The sequence below is a fragment of the Methylophilus sp. 42 genome (genome assembly GCF_000384155.1).
Taxonomy (GTDB): domain Bacteria; phylum Pseudomonadota; class Gammaproteobacteria; order Burkholderiales; family Methylophilaceae; genus Methylophilus.
The window spans coordinates 855,020-875,731 of record NZ_KB913031.1 but is presented as its reverse complement, the minus strand read 5'-3'; the positions used below and the strand labels follow the sequence as shown (position 1 = coordinate 875,731).

General features: G+C 50.5%; 27 protein-coding genes. 11 read left to right on the top strand and 16 right to left on the bottom strand.

Going from position 1 to position 20,712, the window contains the following annotated elements; genetic code table 11:
- Window positions 1–140: 140 nt before the first annotated feature.
- Window positions 141–728: an RNA polymerase sigma factor gene (locus MET42_RS0104245; RefSeq protein WP_019881566.1), complete on the bottom strand. Its 588-nt coding sequence runs from the start codon at window positions 726–728 to the stop codon at window positions 141–143.
- A gap of 75 nt (window positions 729–803) precedes the next feature.
- Window positions 804–1,613 carry an AraC family transcriptional regulator gene (locus MET42_RS0104240; protein ID WP_019881565.1) on the bottom strand — a complete coding sequence of 270 codons (810 nt, stop codon included), beginning with the start codon at window positions 1,611–1,613 and terminating at the stop codon, window positions 804–806.
- A 103-nt stretch (window positions 1,614–1,716) separates the two neighbouring features.
- Between MET42_RS0104240 and MET42_RS0104235 the strand changes: the two genes are divergently transcribed.
- Window positions 1,717–2,250: a carboxymuconolactone decarboxylase family protein gene (locus MET42_RS0104235; RefSeq protein WP_019881564.1), complete on the top strand. Its 534-nt coding sequence runs from the start codon at window positions 1,717–1,719 to the stop codon at window positions 2,248–2,250.
- A 55-nt stretch (window positions 2,251–2,305) separates the two neighbouring features.
- On the opposite strand, the gene MET42_RS0104230 is transcribed toward MET42_RS0104235, so the two are convergent.
- Window positions 2,306–3,055 (bottom strand): alpha/beta fold hydrolase, encoded by a 750-nt coding sequence (locus tag MET42_RS0104230; RefSeq protein WP_019881561.1) that lies wholly within the window; start codon window positions 3,053–3,055, stop codon window positions 2,306–2,308.
- Window positions 3,056–3,187: 132 nt separating this feature from the next.
- Here MET42_RS0104230 and MET42_RS0104225 point away from each other — a divergent pair, with 132 nt between their 5' ends.
- The 3 genes from MET42_RS0104225 to MET42_RS0104215 all read left to right on the top strand — a co-directional run bounded on the left by MET42_RS0104225 (window position 3,188) and on the right by MET42_RS0104215 (window position 6,151).
- Window positions 3,188–4,096 carry a nuclease-related domain-containing protein gene (locus MET42_RS0104225; RefSeq protein WP_232411307.1) on the top strand — a complete coding sequence of 303 codons (909 nt, stop codon included), beginning with the start codon at window positions 3,188–3,190 and terminating at the stop codon, window positions 4,094–4,096.
- 124 nt (window positions 4,097–4,220) lie between these two features.
- Window positions 4,221–4,529, top strand: coding sequence for a BON domain-containing protein (locus tag MET42_RS0104220; protein ID WP_019881558.1), 309 nt, complete (start codon window positions 4,221–4,223; stop codon window positions 4,527–4,529).
- 170 nt (window positions 4,530–4,699) lie between these two features.
- On the top strand, window positions 4,700–6,151 hold the full coding sequence (locus MET42_RS0104215; protein ID WP_019881557.1) for a phage tail sheath C-terminal domain-containing protein: 1,452 nt from the start codon (window positions 4,700–4,702) through the stop codon (window positions 6,149–6,151).
- Window positions 6,152–6,226: 75 nt separating this feature from the next.
- Here MET42_RS0104215 and MET42_RS0104210 read toward each other — a convergent pair whose 3' ends face one another.
- From MET42_RS0104210 to MET42_RS0104190, 5 genes are all read right to left on the bottom strand, one after another.
- Window positions 6,227–6,565, bottom strand: a complete 339-nt coding sequence (locus MET42_RS0104210) for a four-helix bundle copper-binding protein (RefSeq protein ID WP_019881556.1) — start codon at window positions 6,563–6,565, stop codon at window positions 6,227–6,229.
- Window positions 6,566–6,674: 109 nt separating this feature from the next.
- Complete coding sequence (locus MET42_RS0104205) at window positions 6,675–6,980, bottom strand: hypothetical protein (protein WP_232411305.1); 306 nt, start codon at window positions 6,978–6,980, stop codon at window positions 6,675–6,677.
- Between the two features lie 114 nt (window positions 6,981–7,094).
- Window positions 7,095–7,646 (bottom strand): c-type cytochrome, encoded by a 552-nt coding sequence (locus MET42_RS0104200; RefSeq protein WP_019881553.1) that lies wholly within the window; start codon window positions 7,644–7,646, stop codon window positions 7,095–7,097.
- Window positions 7,647–7,834: 188 nt separating this feature from the next.
- Complete coding sequence (locus MET42_RS0104195; RefSeq protein ID WP_019881552.1) at window positions 7,835–8,698, bottom strand: SDR family oxidoreductase; 864 nt, start codon at window positions 8,696–8,698, stop codon at window positions 7,835–7,837.
- 41 nt (window positions 8,699–8,739) lie between these two features.
- Window positions 8,740–9,063, bottom strand: a complete 324-nt coding sequence (locus tag MET42_RS0104190) for a hypothetical protein (RefSeq protein WP_019881551.1) — start codon at window positions 9,061–9,063, stop codon at window positions 8,740–8,742.
- A 302-nt stretch (window positions 9,064–9,365) separates the two neighbouring features.
- Between MET42_RS0104190 and MET42_RS0104185 the strand changes: the two genes are divergently transcribed.
- Genes MET42_RS0104185 through MET42_RS0104175 form a run of 3 tightly spaced genes read left to right on the top strand, consistent with a single transcriptional unit; the run spans window position 9,366 to window position 12,174 of the window.
- Window positions 9,366–10,652, top strand: coding sequence for a cyclopropane-fatty-acyl-phospholipid synthase family protein (locus tag MET42_RS0104185; RefSeq protein WP_019881549.1), 1,287 nt, complete (start codon window positions 9,366–9,368; stop codon window positions 10,650–10,652).
- Between the two features lie 25 nt (window positions 10,653–10,677).
- Complete coding sequence (locus tag MET42_RS0104180) at window positions 10,678–11,487, top strand: hypothetical protein (protein WP_232411303.1); 810 nt, start codon at window positions 10,678–10,680, stop codon at window positions 11,485–11,487.
- A gap of 30 nt (window positions 11,488–11,517) precedes the next feature.
- Window positions 11,518–12,174 (top strand): response regulator transcription factor, encoded by a 657-nt coding sequence (locus MET42_RS0104175; protein ID WP_019881547.1) that lies wholly within the window; start codon window positions 11,518–11,520, stop codon window positions 12,172–12,174.
- On the opposite strand, the gene MET42_RS0104170 is transcribed toward MET42_RS0104175, so the two are convergent.
- Window positions 12,175–12,780, bottom strand: a complete 606-nt coding sequence (locus tag MET42_RS0104170; RefSeq protein ID WP_019881546.1) for a YIP1 family protein — start codon at window positions 12,778–12,780, stop codon at window positions 12,175–12,177. It lies immediately after the preceding gene.
- Window positions 12,781–13,027: 247 nt separating this feature from the next.
- Here MET42_RS0104170 and MET42_RS0104165 point away from each other — a divergent pair, with 247 nt between their 5' ends.
- Together MET42_RS0104165 and MET42_RS0104160 are read left to right on the top strand one after the other, a co-directional pair.
- Entirely contained in the window at window positions 13,028–13,492 is a 465-nt protein-coding gene (locus MET42_RS0104165) for a PA2169 family four-helix-bundle protein (protein WP_019881545.1), read from the top strand.
- A gap of 121 nt (window positions 13,493–13,613) precedes the next feature.
- On the top strand, window positions 13,614–13,868 hold the full coding sequence (locus MET42_RS0104160) for a hypothetical protein (RefSeq protein ID WP_019881544.1): 255 nt from the start codon (window positions 13,614–13,616) through the stop codon (window positions 13,866–13,868).
- Between the two features lie 42 nt (window positions 13,869–13,910).
- Here the strand turns inward: MET42_RS0104160 and MET42_RS0104155 are convergent, their stop codons facing one another.
- The 6 genes from MET42_RS0104155 to MET42_RS0104135 all read right to left on the bottom strand — a co-directional run bounded on the left by MET42_RS0104155 (window position 13,911) and on the right by MET42_RS0104135 (window position 18,624).
- Window positions 13,911–14,138, bottom strand: a complete 228-nt coding sequence (locus MET42_RS0104155; RefSeq protein WP_019881543.1) for a DUF2171 domain-containing protein — start codon at window positions 14,136–14,138, stop codon at window positions 13,911–13,913.
- A 343-nt stretch (window positions 14,139–14,481) separates the two neighbouring features.
- Entirely contained in the window at window positions 14,482–14,553 is a 72-nt protein-coding gene (gene pqqA, locus MET42_RS14550) for a pyrroloquinoline quinone precursor peptide PqqA (protein WP_081624291.1), read from the bottom strand.
- A 100-nt stretch (window positions 14,554–14,653) separates the two neighbouring features.
- Window positions 14,654–15,829, bottom strand: a complete 1,176-nt coding sequence (gene nhaA, locus MET42_RS0104150) for a Na+/H+ antiporter NhaA (protein ID WP_019881542.1) — start codon at window positions 15,827–15,829, stop codon at window positions 14,654–14,656.
- A gap of 30 nt (window positions 15,830–15,859) precedes the next feature.
- Window positions 15,860–16,963 carry a phospholipase A gene (locus MET42_RS0104145; RefSeq protein WP_019881541.1) on the bottom strand — a complete coding sequence of 368 codons (1,104 nt, stop codon included), beginning with the start codon at window positions 16,961–16,963 and terminating at the stop codon, window positions 15,860–15,862.
- A gap of 27 nt (window positions 16,964–16,990) precedes the next feature.
- Complete coding sequence (locus tag MET42_RS0104140) at window positions 16,991–18,049, bottom strand: aldo/keto reductase (protein WP_019881540.1); 1,059 nt, start codon at window positions 18,047–18,049, stop codon at window positions 16,991–16,993.
- Entirely contained in the window at window positions 18,049–18,624 is a 576-nt protein-coding gene (locus tag MET42_RS0104135) for a hypothetical protein (RefSeq protein WP_019881539.1), read from the bottom strand. The genes MET42_RS0104140 and MET42_RS0104135 overlap by 1 nt, the downstream gene beginning before the upstream one ends.
- A 197-nt stretch (window positions 18,625–18,821) precedes the next feature.
- Between MET42_RS0104135 and MET42_RS0104130 the strand changes: the two genes are divergently transcribed.
- Together MET42_RS0104130 and MET42_RS0104125 are read left to right on the top strand one after the other, a co-directional pair.
- Complete coding sequence (locus tag MET42_RS0104130) at window positions 18,822–19,295, top strand: hypothetical protein (RefSeq protein WP_019881538.1); 474 nt, start codon at window positions 18,822–18,824, stop codon at window positions 19,293–19,295.
- A 10-nt stretch (window positions 19,296–19,305) separates the two neighbouring features.
- On the top strand, window positions 19,306–19,608 hold the full coding sequence (locus MET42_RS0104125; protein ID WP_232411301.1) for a glycine zipper family protein: 303 nt from the start codon (window positions 19,306–19,308) through the stop codon (window positions 19,606–19,608).
- Window positions 19,609–19,888: 280 nt separating this feature from the next.
- Here MET42_RS0104125 and MET42_RS0104120 read toward each other — a convergent pair whose 3' ends face one another.
- A complete protein-coding gene (locus MET42_RS0104120) occupies window positions 19,889–20,647 on the bottom strand; it encodes an SDR family NAD(P)-dependent oxidoreductase (RefSeq protein ID WP_019881536.1) in 759 nt (252 codons plus the stop codon).
- Window positions 20,648–20,712 lie beyond the last annotated feature (65 nt).

Here is a 20,712-nt window from a genome sequence, read left to right as displayed (position 1 = left end):
TGAAATGACCACGTGGTTCCATAACAGCATGACCACATAAGATAAGGCCGCGATGCAGACTACGGCTAACGCTGCGAATGCAGCGCATTTACTTTTACAATTTTTCATTCATCTCTCCAATAATTCAGTCATTAATACGATTAGTCACTGGCATGCAGCTGCTCTCTGAGGAAAGTCACTGCATACCGTTTTCTTGCTAATAAGGTGTTGATACCAACACCTGTTTCTGCGGCAATTTGTTTGAAACTTTTACCATCTAACTCATGTGCGATAAACACTTGCCGTTGCTCACTTGGTAATTGATTCAGTGTTGCAATCACGTGCTCAACCAGCATTTTTCTTTCGTAAATTGACGCCGGGGTTTCGGTTTCAATGGAAAGGATAGATTCCAGCCAGAGCGCATCGTCATCTTCGTCCTGCTCTAGCGTGACCTCCTGCTTTTGCTTTCTGAAGCGATCAATAATGCGGTTTCTGGCTACACGGTATAACCACGCGCCGACTTGCTCCAGCGGCTCAGGCAGGCGGTATGCGGATACAAACTCATAAAACACGTCCTGCAAAATATCATCAGCGTCACCGGCATTCGGTACGCTTTTGCGGATGAAATTGCGCAGCCTGGCTTTTTCTTTATTGAATGTTTCTGTGATCGCAGAATCTTGCTGGGCCATATCACGCTGTGCCAAATAGTGCTGCGTTGTGAGTAAATTGTTTTCTAAATGTATATCCATGCTGTGAAGACGTTTCACAAATGGAAATATTGTATGAACCCTGAAATATTTTTAAATAAAGTGTGAGCCGCATGGTTATTGCCACTCTGTTGGCGTAGTACCTAGCCGTTTTGCAAACACGCGGCTGAATGCGGCGGAACTTTGGTAACCGACTTGGGTGGCGATGCTTTTGAGTGGCTTGCCTTGCCGGATCAGGTTTTGCGCAATCGAGAGCCGCCAGTCGGTGAGGTAATCTAATGGCGTGGTGCCTACCGTGGCTTTAAAGTTGGCGGCAAACCTGGCGCGTGACATGCCAGAGACATCCGCCAGGGTTTCCAGTGTCCAGGGGTGCGAAGGATTTTCATGCATAGCCTTGACTGCTTGTGCCAAGCGCGGCTCTGCCAGTGCGGCAAAAATGCTTTGCTGAAGCTGACCATGTTGAATCACATGCCGCAAAATCTGGATCAGGAAATATTCTGCCAGCCTATCTAATGCAGCTTGCCTGCCTAAGTCTTGTTCAAATGCTTCATGAAACAATAGCTGCAAGGTGGGTGCAATCTGCTGCATATCACTCAAGGGCACAATCACAAATTCAGGCAATGCCGTCGCCAGCGGGCTGCGCACTTTGGCTCCGAGATCAATCATGGCACAAACCAGTTCACATGGCTCACCTGCCACAGGTGTGAGCACATGAATGGTTGGTTTGGGGAAGAACACTACGCTGGGCTGATCTATGCGGGCGAGCGGCTTGCCCCTGAACATCAGGTCGAGCTGGCCAGCGCGTAGCAAATGAATATGGCCCACCTGACCCGTCCCATCAAAATTGGCAATCTCACACAGTTCGCCGGTAAAAAACACCTGGGCTGAGAGCGAGATTTGATTCAATAGTGGTAACAATGGATCCAAACGATACTCCTGATCAACATAACGAGACCTTTAATAATCATGAGTATTGCATGATATCTCCAACGCACAAAGCGTCTTAATTAACCAAACAAGGAGATTCATCATGGCACGTATTCAAACTATCAACCGCGAAACTGCTAGCGCAGAAGTCAATGCAACACTGGATGCAGTGAAAACAAAACTGGGCAAAGTGCCTAACTTGATTGCCACCTTGGCGCAGGCTCCCGTGGCTTTAAATGCTTACCTGGGTTTGAGCGAAGGGGTGACCAAAGGCCGCTTAAGCGCCAAACAAAGAGAATCACTGGCGCTGGCGATTGGTCAGGCCAATAGTTGCCAGTATTGCTTGTCGGCACATAGCCTGATTGCCAGAGGCGCAGGTCTTAATACTGAAGCGATTCAGGCGGCACGCAAAGCTGAGGCAACAGATGCCGTGACAGAGAGTTTGTTAACACTGGCGGTCAAAATTGTGCAACAACGCGGCGTAATTTCTGACCAGGACTTTATTGAAGCGCATTTAGCAGGTCTGGATGATGGCCTGATTCTGGAAGTGATCGCTCATGTCGCGTTAAACACATTGACCAACTACACCAACCATATTGCGCAGACGGAGATTGATTTCCCAGTAGTGAATTTATAATGATGTGAGATCAGGCCACAAAAATGTGGCCTGATTGTTTCTTGATAGATACGACTCAAACAAGAAAGGCTTCTACCGCTTGTATAAATAATTGCGGTTGTTCTGCATGTACCCAATGGTCGGTTGGCAAGGTTACAAATTCAGCGCGTGGGAAATGCTGTTGAAGTTGGGTGATGTCACGCTCTTGCACATAATCACTGCGCTCACCACGAATAAATAAAGCAGGTGGATCAAAATGTACTGCAATCGCTGCAATCAATGTCGCGTAATTCGCTTTGAGCCCTGGCAGGTTAATCCGCCACTGCAACTGTGCTTCGTTTTTGACCAGATTCGTGAGTAAAAACTGCCGTACCCTCACATTAGTGATCGCATCCTTTAAGGCCAGATCCACCTCATTACGCGATGCCATTTGGCTAAGATTGACCGCCAGCATGTGATCCATCAACTGCGTGTATCTGTCAGGATAAGCGCGCATGGCCATATCCACTACAATGAGTTTGCTCACTTTTTCAGGATACTGCGTGGCAAATTGCATGGCGACTTTGCCACCGAGTGAGTGGCCGAGCAGATGCACTTGATCTACCCCCAGCGCATTGAGTGTTTCTAATAAGTCGTCGGCCATCTCGGCATAGGTTTGTGAATCACTGTGCGGCGAACGGCCGTGATTACGTAAATCGACGCTGATGACCTGGTAATACTGTGAAAAATGTTTGGCGATGCTGCCCCAGTTATCAGCCGAACCGAATAGCCCGTGTAATAAAACCAGTGGTTGGCCCTGGCCTAGCGTTTGAGTATGTAATTGCATGCTTAACGATTAAGTAGTTTGAATTTAGCGCTATGGTATCTCAAAGTGCTCCATCATAAATATCGATCAACGCCCAATCGACTTTTGCAAGCCCTTCAGATAAGATAACTTTTTTTAACAATCATATTTAATATGTTCACTTCCTCCCTGTCGACAGCCTTAATCACCATGGCGATTTGCCTGGCGCCTTTTTCGGTTATTTTAATGATTGTGATTTATTCAAAAAAACGATCCTCGGCCAGAAGAAAAAATCCAATCACCCAGTACCTGCTACGAAGTGCAGGGGAGTCAGTGAAGGCGCGATTATCTGATGTAGATAGCGAACTAGCGATGTATCTTATGATGCCGCCGATGATTTCATTATTTATTTACGCGTATTATTCAAACCTCCCTTCGGTTAAACATCCTTTGATACTAGGTGCCATCAGTGGCATCATTCTCTTCGGCTATATCCTGTTCAAACTAATCAAGCTGATCAAACTACGTGAAAAATTGCGACTGGGCTACGATGCTGAGCTGGCGGTAGGCCAAGAGCTCAATACGCTCATGCGACATGGTTATCACGTTTTTCACGATGTCACGCTGAAAAATACAATCAGCAGCTTTAATATTGATCATGTGGTGGTTGGTAAAACCGGCGTATATGCGATTGAAACTAAAGGGCGATCAAAGCCGCTGTTCAAAAATGGCGGCCATCAACATAGGGTTAATTTCGACGGAAAGCGACTGCGCTTTCCAGGTTGGAGCGAAGATAAGCCTGCTGAACAGGCAACACGCCAAGCGCAATCTTTGCAACAGTGGTTGAGTCATGCCGTTGGTGAGGCTGTGACCGTAAAGGCCGTGATCGCTCTGCCTGGCTGGTACGTGACGCATACTCAACGCTCAGAAATTGCCGTCATCAATGGCAAGAACCCCGAGCGCTACTTTAATGCGCAACGACCAGAAAACACATCTGAAAAATTCATACACCAAATTGCACACCAACTGGAAAACATTTGTCGTGATATTGAGCCCATTGCGCTGACCAAACCAAAATCATAAACACACTCAACGCCAAGTGATCGTCAGTGGACTCCTACGCCAGGATCAGAATGCGCTGTATTCCTAACTTTTCGTGATGCCTGAATAATGAAACCTCCACAAATTAATCAAACAAGGAATCATCATGAAAAACACATTCAAATCTCTGTTATTAGTAAGTGCTTTGACATTGCCTATGGCTGGCTTTGCCGCGGATGGTGACTCAATTGGCACCAAGGTTGAAGACTCTGTGATCACTGCCAAAGTGAAAACAGCGTTTGCCAAAGACAAAGCGGTGAGTGCGACTGACATTAAAGTGGAAACCGACAGCAATGGCCTGGTGCAATTGTCTGGTGTAGTGAAATCGAAAGCCGAAGCAGACAAAGCAGTGCTGTTGGCTAAAAATGTGAAAGGTGTGACTGCCGTGAAAGACGATATTGTGGTTGCACAATAAGTGTTCTGCACATGACCTTGCCCATAGGAATCAGCGCGATTCCTATGGGCAGTTTTACGATCTAGTCCTCTCTCGCCTTCTGCAAGCTCCCTCTCCCCTGCTACGCTAAACAGCCTATAATGGCTTGAACTCTGTTGTCATCACGTGTGCCACATTCGGGGACATCAATCATGGCTGTTTATAAAACGCCCGGCGTTTATATTGAAGAAGTGAGCAAGCTCCCGCCCAGTATTCCAACCCTGGAAACGGCAATCCCGGCATTGATAGGCTATACCGAAAAAGCGGATAGGCAAGGTGTGTCATTATCGCTCGTCGCCACACAAATCAACTCCTTATTGGATTATGAAAACCTGTTTGGTGGCGCAGCCAGGTCGGCGGTTACGCTGTGGCTAGATGCGCAAAACCAAGTGATTGACGCTACGGTCGATCAACCTTTTTATCTCTATGACAGCGTGCGGCTGTTTTTTGCCAATGGCGGTGGCCAGTGCGTGATCGTCTCCGTCGGCAATTACAACGACCAGATTTCAGCAGCCACATTGGCAGCTGGTTTAAACGCCATAGAGACAGACCCGCTACCAACACTGATCGCCATGCCAGAGGCCACCCTGTGTCGCGAGACACATGCGCTTGAAGCGACTGCGCTGGCGCAATGTGCTCAGGTACAACACCGGTTTGCGTTGTTTGATTTGCGTTTGCAACATAACCCGGCTGACTTCGCCATTGAAGCCGCGCGTTTCAGGCAAAGCCTGGGCATGGATCACCTGAAATATGGTGCAGCCTATGGTCCGTGGCTGGTGACCAGCCTGGCAAGAACAACCGACTTTAACCAACTGTTGTTTAAACGTAAAAGCGATGGCAGTGTGGTGAGCGCAGAAAGCCTGACCCAGGACCAGGGCATGCAGGCACTGATGGCGCAAATACGTGCTGCCGGGTTAGTTAAGGCGACGCCTGAGTCCCAGGCGCAATTAGCGTCGCTCAACCAAAAGCTATACGCACAATATATGCTCGCCAAGCAATGGATAGATGCTGCGAATATCGCTTTAAATATCTTACCGTCTACGGGTGCCGTCGCGGGCGTGTATGCCGCGGTCGATCAGAAGCGTGGCGTCTGGAAGGCGCCCGCCAATGTGTCACTTAACGAGATGATACGGCCAGTGCTTAACCTCACCAGCACACAGCAACAGGATTACAACGTGGATGTGGACGCTGGCAAGTCAATTAATATCATCCGCAAGTTTACGGGCAAAGGCACGCAGATATGGGGTGCACGGACACTGGCTGGCAACGACAATGAATGGCGTTATATTCCTGTGCGGCGATTGTTTAGCTGGGTAGAAGCATCCGTTAGCCAAGGGTTGCAGCAGATGGTATTTGAGCCTAACGATGCCAATACTTGGGTGCGTGCGCAAGCCATGGTGGAAAACTTTTTAATCTTGTTGTGGCGGCAAGGTGCATTGCAGGGCAGCAAGCCGGAACAGGCATTTTTTGTGAATATTGGCCTGGGAAAAACCATGACGGCAAATGATATTGCGCAAGGTCTGATGCGGATTGAAATGGGTATGGCAGTTGTGCGACCGGCCGAGTTTATTATATTGAAACTTACGGTTAAGCAAGCTGGTTAAATACACTGCGTGCAAGGTGGCTTGCACTCAGGCATCACCACCTGCTCATAGAAGCGAAGAGAGATCATTTGCATATTATGCGAATGCAGCAGCGCCCACTTTCAGGCATGCCTCTGCACAACTGCGACAGGCCTGTGCGCACGCACGGCAATGGTCAGAGGCATGTTGCTCGCATTGATCGGCACAGGCAGTACAAATTTCCGCACAGTCCTGGCAAACCAGTTCAACAAAGTCGCTGCGACGCGCAATAAATGAAGCCGTCAGGCGACAGAAATCTGCACAATCCATATCCAGTTCAATACAGGTTCGCAACATGGGATTGGCCTCAGTTTCACAGGCGATCGCACAGCTTTCGCAGGTGTCTGCACATTTCTTGCACAGTTCCATACATAACTTCAGGTCTTTTTCAGTCATGGTTTTCTCCAGCTTAGTAGCGTTTAAGAATACTCCGCACTTAGTCACCCTGCCCTGCCAGACTTAAACACAACTTAAGCCATGCAGGGCAATCGACTGATGTGGGCCATTACTGTTTCACGCCCGTGCCGCCGTCTTGGGGCTTTTCATGAAAACGTTTGCTTTTTTCAACGTTGCCCGGCTTGGACTGTTTATTACCACTACCCTGCCGACCCTGCGTATCGCTGTTACCAGTGGTGGCCGCATTATTATTGTCAGGTTGTGGCTCCAGATAATCGCCGTTCTGGTGGGTATCAGGTACCTGATTTTTTTGCTGCTGTGCGGGCGGCGCATTGTCTGCTGGTGCCGCAAAAACAACCGTCATTGAACATAAAAACGTACTGGCTAATAGTATTGAAAGTAATTTTTTCATCATCGCATCCTCATCAAGTTTTAAAGTCACCTGCCAGATGTGGCAGGCTTAGACTCATGCTAATGATGTGGTTAACAGCTGTATGTCAGTGTCTTTACAAAAAAGCTGTAGGATAAATTATGAAGCGGCCTCTTCATTGCCAGTCAGGCTGCCATGGCTACGTATCCAGGCAATGACTTTCAGCAACTCGTCGGGCGTAATACCGTTGTTTGGGTCTGAGGGATCCATCAAGCCCTTGCCTTTAGCACCCATCCCACCGTTGGTGCCATTCCAGACCGTCTCAAACATGCCTTTATTGGTGGCATCTTTGGCGTAGTTGTAATTAGGCCCGGTCAGCGCTGGCCCGACCTGTCCACCTGCGTCCGGACCATGGCATTGCGTACAGGAATAAAGCTGGAAGGTTTTTTTACCCTGGGCAATCGCATCTTCCTTGCCCACATAGGGGTTTTTACCGGTGGCTAAAAACTCTTTGGCGGCAGGGGTATCGAACAACTCGACCTTGATTTCCAGCGGAGATCCATCCTGTGTTTTAACGAACTTAATGGCCTCACCACTAGCAGACGCTCCAGCAGTAGATTCTCCGGCGGCGCCAGTAGTCGATGCCTGTTTATCACAGGCGGAGAGTCCAGCAACTAATACCAACAGGCCTAAGCCAAGCTTGTGATTCATGTCGTTCTCCTAATGATTGTGTTATTAACGCGATTGATGACGCAACCCATTATGAATAAAAGGAAAATGTGCGCCCATGTAACAAAGGCGGAATTTGCTGTAGGAGAATTCGGACGTCGCGCCCGGAAATAGTCGGCGTAAATAAGCCTGGCATACACCAGGCTTATTTCGACCAGGCAAGTGGTCAATTAACCATTAATAATTTCACCACCATTCGGGTGTATCACCTGTCCGGTCATATATGACGATGCCTGGCTGGCCAAGAACACATAGGCGGGCGCAATTTCACTCGGTTGTGCAGGTCGCTTTAAAGGCACCTGGCTACCGAACTCGCTGACTTTCTTTTCATCAAAACTGGCGGGAATCAACGGTGTCCACACTGGCCCCGGTGCCACCGCATTGACGTAAATATCCTTATGCACCAGTTGTCGCGATAATGAGCGTGTAAATGACACCACGGCGCCTTTGGTGGCCGAATAATCCAGCAACTCGGGGCTACCCCGGTAAGCCGTCACCGACGCGGTATTGATAATATGGCTTTTTTTCGGCAGATGCGGCAAGGCTGCCTTCACCATATAAAACATGGAGAAAATATTGGTCCTGAAGGTATGCTCCAACTGCCGTTGGCTGATTTCCACAATACTGGTCTGCGGAAACTGCTGGGCGGCATTATTGATGACAATATCCAATTGACCAAACTGCAGCAGCGTGTCGTGCACAACTTGCTCACAGAACCGCTCGTCTGACACATCACCTGGAATCAACAAGCATTGGCTACCATAGGCCTCCACCAGTTGTTTCGTTTTTGCCGCATCCTTGTGCTCGTCCAGGTACACAATCACGAGATCCGCCCCTTCTGCCGCAAAATGCACAGCCACGGCACGGCCTATGCCGCTATCACCGCCAGTAATCACGGCCACCTTGCCTTTGAGCTTATCGCTTCCGGCATACGCCTCTTCAATATATTGGGGCTGCGGATGCATATCCACTTCCAGGCCTGGTTGCACATATTGATGCTGCGGCGGATTAATTTTGTCTTCAACAACTTCCATTGCGTTCTCCTTGGTCGTGACCAAATGTGGCCTCAGCAACATTAATTCTTTAAATGATTGTCCGTGGCGGGTGGGACAGGCTCGCGCGGATCGGGCCGCGGCTGACTGTTCTGGCGCCGTTTATCCTGGTTAGGCAAACCTTCAGCTGGCACCTCTGGCGGGACGATGACACCACGCTCATGTGGCATTTTCGGTGGCACATTGACGCTGTCAGAATCGATATTGCAGGACGGTTTATTTGAAATGGCGGCATCTTCGCAAGGCGGTACGGCATTGTTCACTGGCGGCGCAGACCAAGCATTTCCCGACCACACACTGCAACACAATGAGCCAGCCAATAACATCCAGGTAAGTGTCTTTTGCATACTGTCTTCTCCTTAAAATATAAGAAAGATACAACTGCATCATGCATTGTATGGCCGCTAATACCGCGTCGCCGTCGGCAGTCAACTGATTCGGCTGTAGGAGTTGTCACGGGTGAAAACCCTCTGTGTCAGACTGGTCTGACAACACAATCAGCCCCTGCCCGATACTTGGTCATCGGCTTCATTTTTACACTGCTGGCAGATGGTATTCATCTGCCAGGGCCGCGCATTGGGATCAGCAAACCATATGCATGCTGATGCCAGCCCATATTAAAAATAAGCTTTTTGAGTAGGAGTACGCCATGAGTAGTTATCCCGTTAATGCTTTAGCCATGCCATTGTCACTGGAGCAAGCAGCCGAAAGTGGCGACACTACTCAGGCGCACTATATTCTGAACCGTTTGTTTCAGGACTACCCAGTGGCCTTTGCCGTGCGCTTGTGGAACGGCAGTATGCTGACGATCGGCGACGGCGCACCAGCGTTTACCTTTTGCCTGGAGCAGGCATCGGTATTACGTGACATGGTATGGTTTAGCAACCCTAAACGCCTGGTGGAGGCCTATTGCTCAGGTGAAGTACAGATTCAGGGGGACTTTCATGCCGCCATGCAGTTGCGTGAACATTTCGAATCTCTATCTTTGCCGCTGCATGAAAAACTAGGCCTGGTCTTCCGGGCACTGACCCTGGCCAATAACCAACAGGTGCTACCCGAACACACTGCCCACACACCTCACTCCCCGACACAATCTCAATCCGCAAGCGTTCCCTCCTCACATGGCATTGCACTCAGTTACGATGTGCCTGAGGACTTTTATCAGCGCTGGCTGGGTGAACAGATGCTGCACTCGTGTGCTTATTTCGCAAGCCCAACACACACCCTGGCGCAAGCGCAGCAAACACAGTTAACACTGATCTGCCAGAAACTGCATTTGCAACATGGTGACACGCTACTGGATATTGCGTGCGGCTGGGGCACACTGGCCTGCTGGGCGGCCAAGCATTACGGGGTATTTGTACACGGCATCACACATAACCCAACGCAATATGCGTATGCACTCAAACAAGTGCAACAACAAGGCCTGACGCATCTGGTCAAGATAGAGCTGGCGGACTATCGCACACTGCCTGCGCTGGGCAGTTACGACAAAGCAGCTTGCATCAGCATTGCCGACCATCTAGGCGCAGCGCATTATCCGGACTTCCTAGCCAAGGTACACGCAGCACTCAAACCCGGCGGGTTATTTTTGAGCCATGTGATCACGGCGGAAAATCCGGCTGGCCAGCAAGACGCCTCCACCGCCTTTATCAACCGTCAGCTATACCCGGCAGGCGAGTTAACCTCTTTCGCCCATCTGTTACAACATATGGATAGCGCCAGGTTTGATGTATTTAATGTAGAGGGCTTGCGTCGACACTATGTGATGACCTTGCGCCAGTGGCTGGCAAACCTGGAGGCCCAACATGCGTCGATTGCTGCCAGCATGGGGGAGCGTACTTACCGTATTTGGCGTCTGGCTATGACTGCTAGCGCCATCCAGTTCGAACAGGGCGTGACCGGCATGCACCAGATGCTGGCGACACGTAGATAATCTTAACCAACCAGGAAATAGCCAGATGCCCAACATACTCACAACCTCCCCTCAGCGACGCCTACTCACTGCCGCGGTTTGTATGCTGGCATTCAGCAGTTATTCGCAACCATCAAAACTACTGCAATCGCCAGGAATGCGCACCGTCTCTAACGCATCTATCAGCCAGTCAGGCTGGTTTCCAACCACGCAGGCGGCAGAAACCATGCGCTTGCCAGAAGGCAAAAAGTCGATCTCAACGCCAGGCACGAATGTGGTTGCTTTTGCCAATGACTTGCATCACCCGCGCTGGCTGTATGCTTTGCCCAATGGCGACATTCTGGTGGCAGAGAGTTATCCCCAGCCTAAAAATACAGCGTTTAGCCTGAAAAACTGGATCGCCAGCAAATGGATGCATGAAGCAGAGGAGCTGGCAGGTAGCCAACACCAGATTACCCTGCTGCGTGACAATGATGGCGATGGCATCGCTGACGAACGCCATGTGTTTATCAAGGATATCGCTGCCCCGCTGGGCGTGGCGCTGGTGGGCGACACATTTTATGTCGCCAATGCCGAGGCCCTGCTCCTGTTCCCCTACCAGGCAGGGCAAACACAGATGACACAAACATCCGATCCTGAAACGGCTGATCAAACGATATTGATGCGACCGGCAGCGCAGGAAAAACTGGCGAAAACACCAATGGATGTGCTGACTGACATCCAGCAGGAGGATGGCGCCGCACAAGGACGTCCTGCCAATGTGCTACTCGATAAAAGAGGCTACCTGCTGGTGGCAGATGACGTCGGCAATGTGATCTGGCACGTGAAAGGCAATCGCAAAATCGCACAAAAATAGCCTTATTAGGCTTGAAATGGATAACAAGCCATGAAAAATATATTGTTAATCTACGGCCATGCGCTGAGTCATTGCGCATTAAAGGCACTGGTCAATGACGACCATAACGTGCACCTGGCCGATGAGGCTGGCAGTGTGCATGACGCCATGTTGAAAATCCGCGAGCATACCTACGATGTCATCATTTTGGATGTGTCCGCAGCGGAAACCAATGGCCTGGAAGTATTCTGCGACCTCAAGCAAGCTTTTCCTGACCTGCCTGTCCTCATTATCAACGGCAGTGAACGGGTCGAGCGCATGATCCATTTTATCCGGTTGGGTTGCGCGGGTTATTTGTCTTACACGACAGACAGCGCGCAAGTGATTCCGGCTATCAATGCCATCGCCCGCGGACAAGCCTATGTTTCGCCTCAGCATCAGCAAATGGCTGCCAACAGCGAGCCCATGCTGCATGAACGTTTGTCACTGCGTGAGCTGCAGGTATTTTTCAAATTGATTAAAGGCCAGGCCGTGAATTCAATCGCGATGGAACTGGAGATTGCGCCAGGCTCTGTCAGTGTGTTTCGATCGAAGATCCTCAAAAAAATGCACGTGCTCAATAATGCTGCACTAATTTACTACGCGCTCAAATACCATCTAGCCCCCGTGGTGGGGGCTACCAGCAAATCAGCCAGGGAGGTGGCCTGATTACAATTTCTTAACGGCAAACTGCAATTGCTCAATGGCTTCCCATGAAATCAGTGAGCCGATCAAAATCACCGCAAATCCCAGCCCGGCGGTACACACAATCGCCATGCTGAGTGTGACCAGCGCCCCGCGTTCGCGGATACCAAAAATATAGCGCACACCTCGATACACCAGTAGCACCGATGCCAATACGGCTACTCCATGCACAACCACATTGAAACTTAAACTGGGCACAATATAAAACAGTGACGTCAGCCATAGCGGCGTGGTGGCTATCGTCATAATGAGCAAGGAGTCACGAAAATCAGGCTTGATATTAACCATCTCGGCCAGGTTTTGCGTAATCCAGGCCATCACCAACAACACGCCCAATTGCAAGAACAGCAACTCGGCACTCACCATCAGCAAACGGTTACCAGGCAGGTTATCAAAAAACAATTTTGGGTAATTGTGATATAGCCGCAGATACATCATCACGCAGGGAATCAACGATAACGGCAAGACATAGAACAGCATGAGTTGCGATACGCTGGGCTTTTCGGCCAGCAGAGATTTTGCCTCACCCCGCTTTGGTGACACGTAATTAAATAAATGGATAGGATTCATGCGGCGCTCCTTGAAACGAAAAAAGTGAATATCTGTTTATTAAAAAACAGGCCATCACACTACGCCACAAGGCCTAGGCTGATTTGGCTGTAGGAAGATGCAATGCCATTGAGTCCAACGATGGATAAAGTAATTCCTACAGATATTTGCGGATTCATCCGATGCTGCCGACATACAGCCACGAGCATACTAAAGTTTCTGAATACATTTACTTCCACACATTTAATACACAATTTGGAGACTTACCATGGCAGACAATGACGATGTGATTTCTACCTTGAATGATTTGATCGAAGTATCGAAAGATGGCGAAGAAGGCTTTCGTTCTTCGGCAGAGCATGTAGATGAACCGCAACTTAAAACATTCTTTTTGCGCCGGTCACAAGAGGTGGCTGCCAGCGTACAGGAGTTACAAGAGCTGGTGCGCTCACTGGGTGGCGAGCCTGCATCATCCACTAGCCTGGGTGGTGCCTTGCACAGACGCTGGATTGCCATTAAAACGGCGCTGACCAGTAACGATACCGTGGCCGTTTTAAACGAAACCGAGCGTGGCGAAGATGTCGCCTTGGCTGCTTATCGCAAAGCGGCTGAAAAAGACTTGCCGACACATATCCGCTTTGTGGTGGTACGCCAGCTTGAAGGTGCCAAGCGTAATCATGACCAAGTGAAACAACTGCGCGATGCCGCACGTGCAGAAGCCGCCGCACATTAGTCATACCGGCACCACTCAACGGCTTTATTAGCCACCCCCGAAGCCTCGTCTGACTGACGGGGCTTCGTTTACGCGTTTTGATCACGCATATCACGTGCCTGAATAATCAGAGGAGATCCAAGTGAACCATCGTTCTGACAAATGGGATCAGTTAACCAATGAATGGGCAGAATCCCTTAAAAAAGCAAAAGTCCGGCAGGCGATTATTGACGACAAGATGCATTCTTTTTTACGGGGGAATGGTTGCCTGCCAACGGCAGAGGAGTTAAAAATCGTTGAAGAACTATGGCGTCAGCATGTAGAGGCCAGAAACAGAACAAACCAGTTTATCCAGGTGGTGCTGCAAAATTACACGACAACGGATGCGACTCAATAGGGATGCCCCTATCTGAAACCTCAGCCGCACCATGCCCGAAAATTAATCTGCTTCCCAGTCATTGGTGATCTGCGCCAGCGTACGGTTGATTTTCACAATACCGCCTTCAGTAGACACCACCCAGCTCACAGGGATGTAGTGGTGAACACCGGCTTCATCCTTTTTGAGTTTGATGACATCGTCACTTTCGAGATGGTCGACTACGGCAAAGTGTTCCGCCTGTGCGGTAGTGACAGGCATATCGGCTTTAATTTCTTTAGCATCAATCATGGCGCTTCCTATCCCGCTCACGCGGCAAACAATGAAACTTCAGTCTGCCGTATTGCAATGGCACTGGCTAGCGCACGCTGACTGAGTTTGCTGTAGGAATCAGAAGATGGTCTGCGCCAGTAAACACTGCTCTAGATTATCTGACAGTAAACTCAGCTGGCGCCTACACCATTTTGAAGCGTTACACGCTTGAAGAATTACATAGTGTGTCGACGGGTGACAGCGTTGAAAAGTCGATAAGTGTCTAAACTTTTAACCTCAATGCATAACATTGAATGCAACAGCCAGAAACAATAAACCCGACCTAGTGTCGGGTTTATTGATATGCAAGTTAACGCTTGAATTACTTGTTCATGACGTACATTGTCACTTCAAAGCCAAAACGCATTTCAGTAGCAGCTGGTTTAGTCCACATGATAGTCTCCTTGGTTAAGTTGTTACATCTCGTTAGACACAACTATACGCAGACCAGCCACGAAATGCTTGCGCAGCATCCCTAAAAGCACCTCATGATTTTACTTAGTGGAGGCTTCATTCACTGCACCCTGCCTTAACACCACGCTTAGCCATAACCAGCCTGCCACCCCGGAAAGCAGCGAGCCTGTGAGTATCGCCATTTTGGAGAGATTGATCGCATCCGCCATCTCGCTAAAGGCCAGGTTGGTAATAAAAATCGACATGGTAAAGCCGATACCACCCAGCATGCCTGCGCCAATCACATGCGGTAAACGCAAAGGCGGATGTAGTTTGCAAACACCCGTCACAATAGCGGCTACCACGGCCAGCGTAATCCCGACCGGTTTACCAATCAGCAAACCGAGAATAATCCCCAGACTGTTGCTATGTGAAAATACGGCACTCATGCTGTTTGCCGCCACCTGCACACCGGTGTTGGCAAAGGCAAAAACGGGCAGGATCAAGAAAGCCACCGGCAGGTGTAAAGCATGCTCTAATTGATGCGAAGGCGAATGGTCATCATCCGGATTGCGATGGAAGGGAATGGCAAACGCCAGTGCGATGCCTGCCAGCGTCGCATGTACACCAGACTTGAGTGTCAGCCACCACATGAATGCCCCGCCCAGCACGTAGGGAATCATGCTGAGCACCCGCCAGCGGTTGAGCGCAAACAGCAAAGCCAGCACAGCCAATGCGGCCAGCAGGTGCGGCCATGAAATAGAGGCGGTGTAAAACACCGCGATCATGATAGCCGCGCCCAAATCATCAATCACGGCAAACGCCACCAGAAACACCTTGAGCGGTGCAGGCACGCGCTTGCCCAATATTGACAACACACCTAGTGCAAAGGCGATATCCGTCGCCATTGGAATGCCGACGCCTGCCTGGTAGGCAGTGCCGTGGTTGAATTGCCAGAAAATGAAGGCTGGCACAATCATGCCACCCATCGCGGCAATGGTTGGCAACAAGGCATTGTTGACGCTGGATAACTCCCCTACATACAACTCGCGTTTGAGCTCCAGCCCGATCAGCAAAAAGAAGATTGCCATCAGGCCATCATTGACCCACTCTTCAAGGCTTAAACCCAACCATTGGTGATGCCAGAAATGATGATAGTGCTCAGCCAACACGCTGTTGGCAATGACCAGCGCCAGCACTGTGACCAGCAATAGCAGGATGCTGCTGGCCTGCTCAGAAGCCAGGAAGCGTTGGAAAGTGGCAGTTAACGGACGCATATTGATAGCGCTAATGAATTACTCAATTAATTATTCACCAATGGCAAAGCCGATGCCAAACATGGTTTGCGCCTGATTATAATCCAGTAGCGAGACACCATAACCACTGGCCAGCATAGCGTAAAAACGCACGCTCTCACTTTTGAGCGGCTTGTACTGCACATCAAACTTCACATAACCTTTGTTATCGCTACGCATATTGTTACGCAAGGTGACACTGGCAGCCGTGGTATTGGCCTCGTTATCCCAGCGCAAAATCGCATCGCCATAACCCATATATTTGCTGATATCCGGGTTATCGTTATCCGATTTGCTTTCAGGAATACGCCACCACGGGCGAACCAGCAAACTATAGCGCTCATTGAGCTGCCAGCCGCCCTGCAAATAGACGCGGTTCCAGCTGCGTGATAGTGGTTGCGAGCGGCCATTGGACTCATGCATCAGGCCCACATTGAGCATATTGGGCATGGCATTGAGCCAACTGTTTTCTTCTGCTGGTTTGTTCAAGCCTAGCGATAAAATCAACTCTGGTGAATAATTGTGATCCCGCATGGGGCGCGACTGCTCTTCGTTATACACCTGCCAGAATGACTGCTGGGTATACGCCCCCCACAAACGCGCACTTTGCACCCACTGGTTTTTAGGCAACCAGTCTGACAGGTTCATCAACTGTGTTTTCAGGCTAATCTGGAAATGCAGGTCATTGTGCCCCAGGCCACCGTCTTGCGTATTAGGACGTGATGGCGAGGTCGGGACATCATTGGGATTATTCGAGTACGCGGTCACTAGGTAATTGAGCTGATGGGTTTCCAGATCGGTAAAATGCAATTCATCCTGGCGGTTTAAATGCCACTTGCGTGAGAGGTAACCCGTCTCGGCCCCCACACTTTTCACTAGCTCCTGTTGGCTAGGGGCCAATATTGGGGATACCACGCGTGTCGGCGTATATTGCTCGGCGACTTTATCAAAACAAATCAGGCGACGGCTGGCATCCGCGGCAAACTCGGTTTGGCAGGTGCGCAAGGCATTTTGCATCTCCTGCATGCCCGCGGCCTGTGCCTGACCACTCAATATGACGGCAAAAAGAATGAAGCTGCGCAGAAAAAGAGTGCGCAGGGTGTGAAGCATGAACATACGGATTCCCTTCAGCGGGCGCCTGCGTTAAGGCGCCGGATTCATCATGATCAGATGCTGTTGCTCGATTGCGTTTAATACCTCATCACTAAGCTTTACTTGATAAGCCGCGATGTTTTCCTGCAACTGGTTCATGCTGGTGGCACCGATGATGGTGCTACCGACAAACCAGCGGTGATAGACAAAACTCAGTGCCAATTGCGTTGGTGTGAGTCCATGTGCACGCGCCAGTTCGGCATAGGCCTTGGACGCCGCCGGCACGCCCGGTTTTTTATAACGCTGTGCATAACCCAGAAACAAGGTGACGCGACCAGGGGTGGCGGGATCGTCGACATATTTTCCGGTCAAATGGCCAAATGCCAGCGGAGAATAGGCAGCCAGGCTAATACGTTCGCGGTACAGCACTTCGGCCATGCCAAACTCCATGCCACGGTTCATCAGGTTATAGCAGTTTTGCAACACGGCAATGCGCGGCAAGCCTTGTTCGCGGGCAAGTCGCAAAAACTCCATCACACCCCACGGTTGCTCATTACTCAAGCCAATCGCGCGTACCTTGCCTTCCCTGATCAACTCGTCCAACACTTCGAGCTGGGCTTGAATTGGCACCCAGTTGAGAGGTTGGCCACTGGCATCGCGTTCGGCACGGGGGTCAAACTGGTATTGACCAAACATGGGCACATTGCGTTCTGGCCAGTGCAGATACAATACATCGAGGTAGTCAGTTTGCAAACGTGTCAGGCTGTCATGCACCGCCTGGCGGATATTCGCCCTATCCATGCCGCTCGGGCCGCCGCGTATCCACTGCATGCCACGTCTGGGGCCCGCCACTTTGCTGGCCAGCACAAAGCGATCGCGCGCCTGCTTTTTAATCCAGTGGCCGAGGATAGTCTCTGTCTGCGTCACGGTTTCTGCCCGTGGCGGCACCGGATACATCTCAGCCGTGTCGATAAAATTAATACCTTGTGAGAGGGCAAAATCCAGCTGGTTGTCGGCGTCTTGCTGGGTGTTCTGGTCGCCAAAGGTCATGGTGCCCAGTGCGATTTTGGAGACGCGAATACCGCTGTCCCCGAGTGTTGTGTGATCCATTAATGTAATACCTGTTTTTCTGTGGGTACCTGCATTACGATACTGGAAACCGCTTCTGGTTCCTTATCCTGGTGTGCGGGCAATATCCAGCCTGCGTCCTGGCTGGCGACCATCAACATACGGCTGATGGCCAGCACCAGTTGGTGGTTTAAACTCATATTGACGTTCATACCGTTGGCGCATACCAACTGCATATGATTCAACTGGTCGTTAATCGACACGAAGCGTGTGTCAACGACCAATAACTCCTGCTCACTCACGGCCGATGGACGTTGCTGGTAAGCCGTGGAAAAATCCAGGTCTTCCAGCTGATGCACGGCATCAGCCTCTTCTTCAAACTGTCGCGTGGCTTCAGTCGGCGATTGTGCTGCAGGCAAAGGTGAAGCATTTCCCAGCGCCAATGCGGATACGGGCAAATGCGCTTCACGGTTAAGCACCGTAAACATTTGTCGCGCAATACGATAAGTCAGCCATACGCGGATTTCCTGTGCCTGGCTGACAGCGGCTTTCATCAGCAAGCGGTCTTGTTGCTGATCATAAGCAAGATTGATCTGTTGGATGGATTGCTGTTGCATGAAATTAGTAGCTTTGCAAAGGGTCATCACTAGCATACCGCAGTTGCTCACCTGCTGCCTAACACAATCCTCAGCTGACGGTGAATGTGGGGGTTAAAGATACACTCCGATACAAAACCGCCACGCCCTGCGCGGATACATTTACGTATGCTTTGGTCATAGAAATATAAGTAAACATGCCTGTCACAGGAGGCGATATGTCCAAACAAAAACTGACGCACTTAAAAACACCTATGCACTTAAAAACAATGGCACTCACCGGCCTAGTGGCAGCACTAATGCTCGCTAGCAGCGCTGCTCAGGCACACCCACCGGGCCGCGGCGGCTGGCACGGTGGAGGTTGGCATGGCGGTGGTGGCGTCGGCTTTTATTTCGGTGCCCCCTATCCTTATTTTCCATATGCATATTCGCCTTACGCCTATCCCTACCCATATGCTTATAGCCCACCACCAGTCATTGTGACCCAACCGCAACCACAGGTCTATATCGAACAAGGTAGCGGTGCCACCAGTGCGCCTGCCCCGGCACAAAGCGCGCCGCCTGCGGCCACTGCCGGCAATAACGGTCAGGGTTACTGGTATTACTGCGAGCAATCTGACAGCTATTATCCTTACGTCAAAGAGTGTCCGGCAGGCTGGAAACAAGTGACGCCTTCGCCACCAACCAAATAGGCCTAAGCATATGAAAACAACACATCTGCTAATCATGGTCTCGGCACTGAGCTTGTCAGCCTGCGCTACCAACCCCACCGGCCCAAGCAATATGGCTTTGCCGGGCACGGGCAAAGACTTTAATGTTTTCAGGGCAGATGACCTATCCTGCCGTGACTTTGCCTTAACGCAAATTGGCGGCAAAACTGTGAACCAGCAATATAACGCCAGCCTGGCCACCACGACCGCAGTCGGCACCGTCGTAGGCGCAGCTCTTGGTGCTGCGGCAGGCGGTGGTGAAGGGGCAGCCATCGGCGCAGGCATGGGTGCCTGATCCGGCGGCGCCATCGGCACTAATACGGCAGCAGTCAGCGGCATGAATGCGCAGGATAAATACGACAACGCTTACTTCCAATGCATGTATGCGGCCGGACACCGTATTCCGGTACCAGCCAGCATGGCGCGAACCTACTCGCAAGGTGGAAATGCCGCTAGCACAGCATCCTCGCCCGCTGCATCCGGTTATTATCCACCGCCTCCGCCGCCAAACCGCCCTCGCTAGGCAAATCGACAGGCAGCCGTAGAAAGCCGCCTGTTGCTATCACCCTGGCCGATTAAATTAACATGCCGCCGGAAGCCTCAATACGTTGTGCATTCACCCAGCGATTATTCTCCGACAACAGGCTCGCAATCATCGGGCCGATATCATCTGCCACTCCTACGCGGCCCAACGCAGTTTGCGAAGCAATATAGGCATTGACCTCTTTGTTGTCGCGCACCAGACCCTGGCCAAAATCAGTTTCAATCGCACCCGGTGCCACCGTATTCACGGCAATCTGGCGGGCGCCAAGCTCTTTGGCCATATAACGTGTCAGTACCTCAATACCACCCTTCATCGCCGCATAAGCGCTGTAGCCAGGCAAGCTAAACCGCGCCAGGCCGCTGGAAATATTCACAATGCGGCCGCCATCACGCAATACTGGCAGTAAGGTTTGCGTTAAAAAGAAGGTGGATTTCAGATGGATATTCACCATATCATCAAACATCTGCTCCGTAGTTTCAGCAAATGGCGCATGGATGCCCGTCCCTGCATTATTCACCAGGTAATCAAACTGCGTAGCTTGCCACTGTGTTTGCAGGGCCTGCTTCAATTGCTCAGCAAATACAGCAAATGTTTTCACCTGCGCCACATCCAGCTGTAAAGCCACCGCCTTGCGTCCTAACGCTGTGATTTCATCCACCACTGCTTGTGCCGCGGCCTGTTTGCTTTGGTAAGTCAATACCACGTCTATGCCCTGATTTGCCATCGCCAGCGCAGTGTTCTTACCCAAACCACGGCTGCCACCTGTAATTAATGCAATCTTGTTTGTCATATGCGTGCTCCTGTGTTGATGAAAGATAGACGCAGTTTATTGACAATCATAAATACGATAAATAA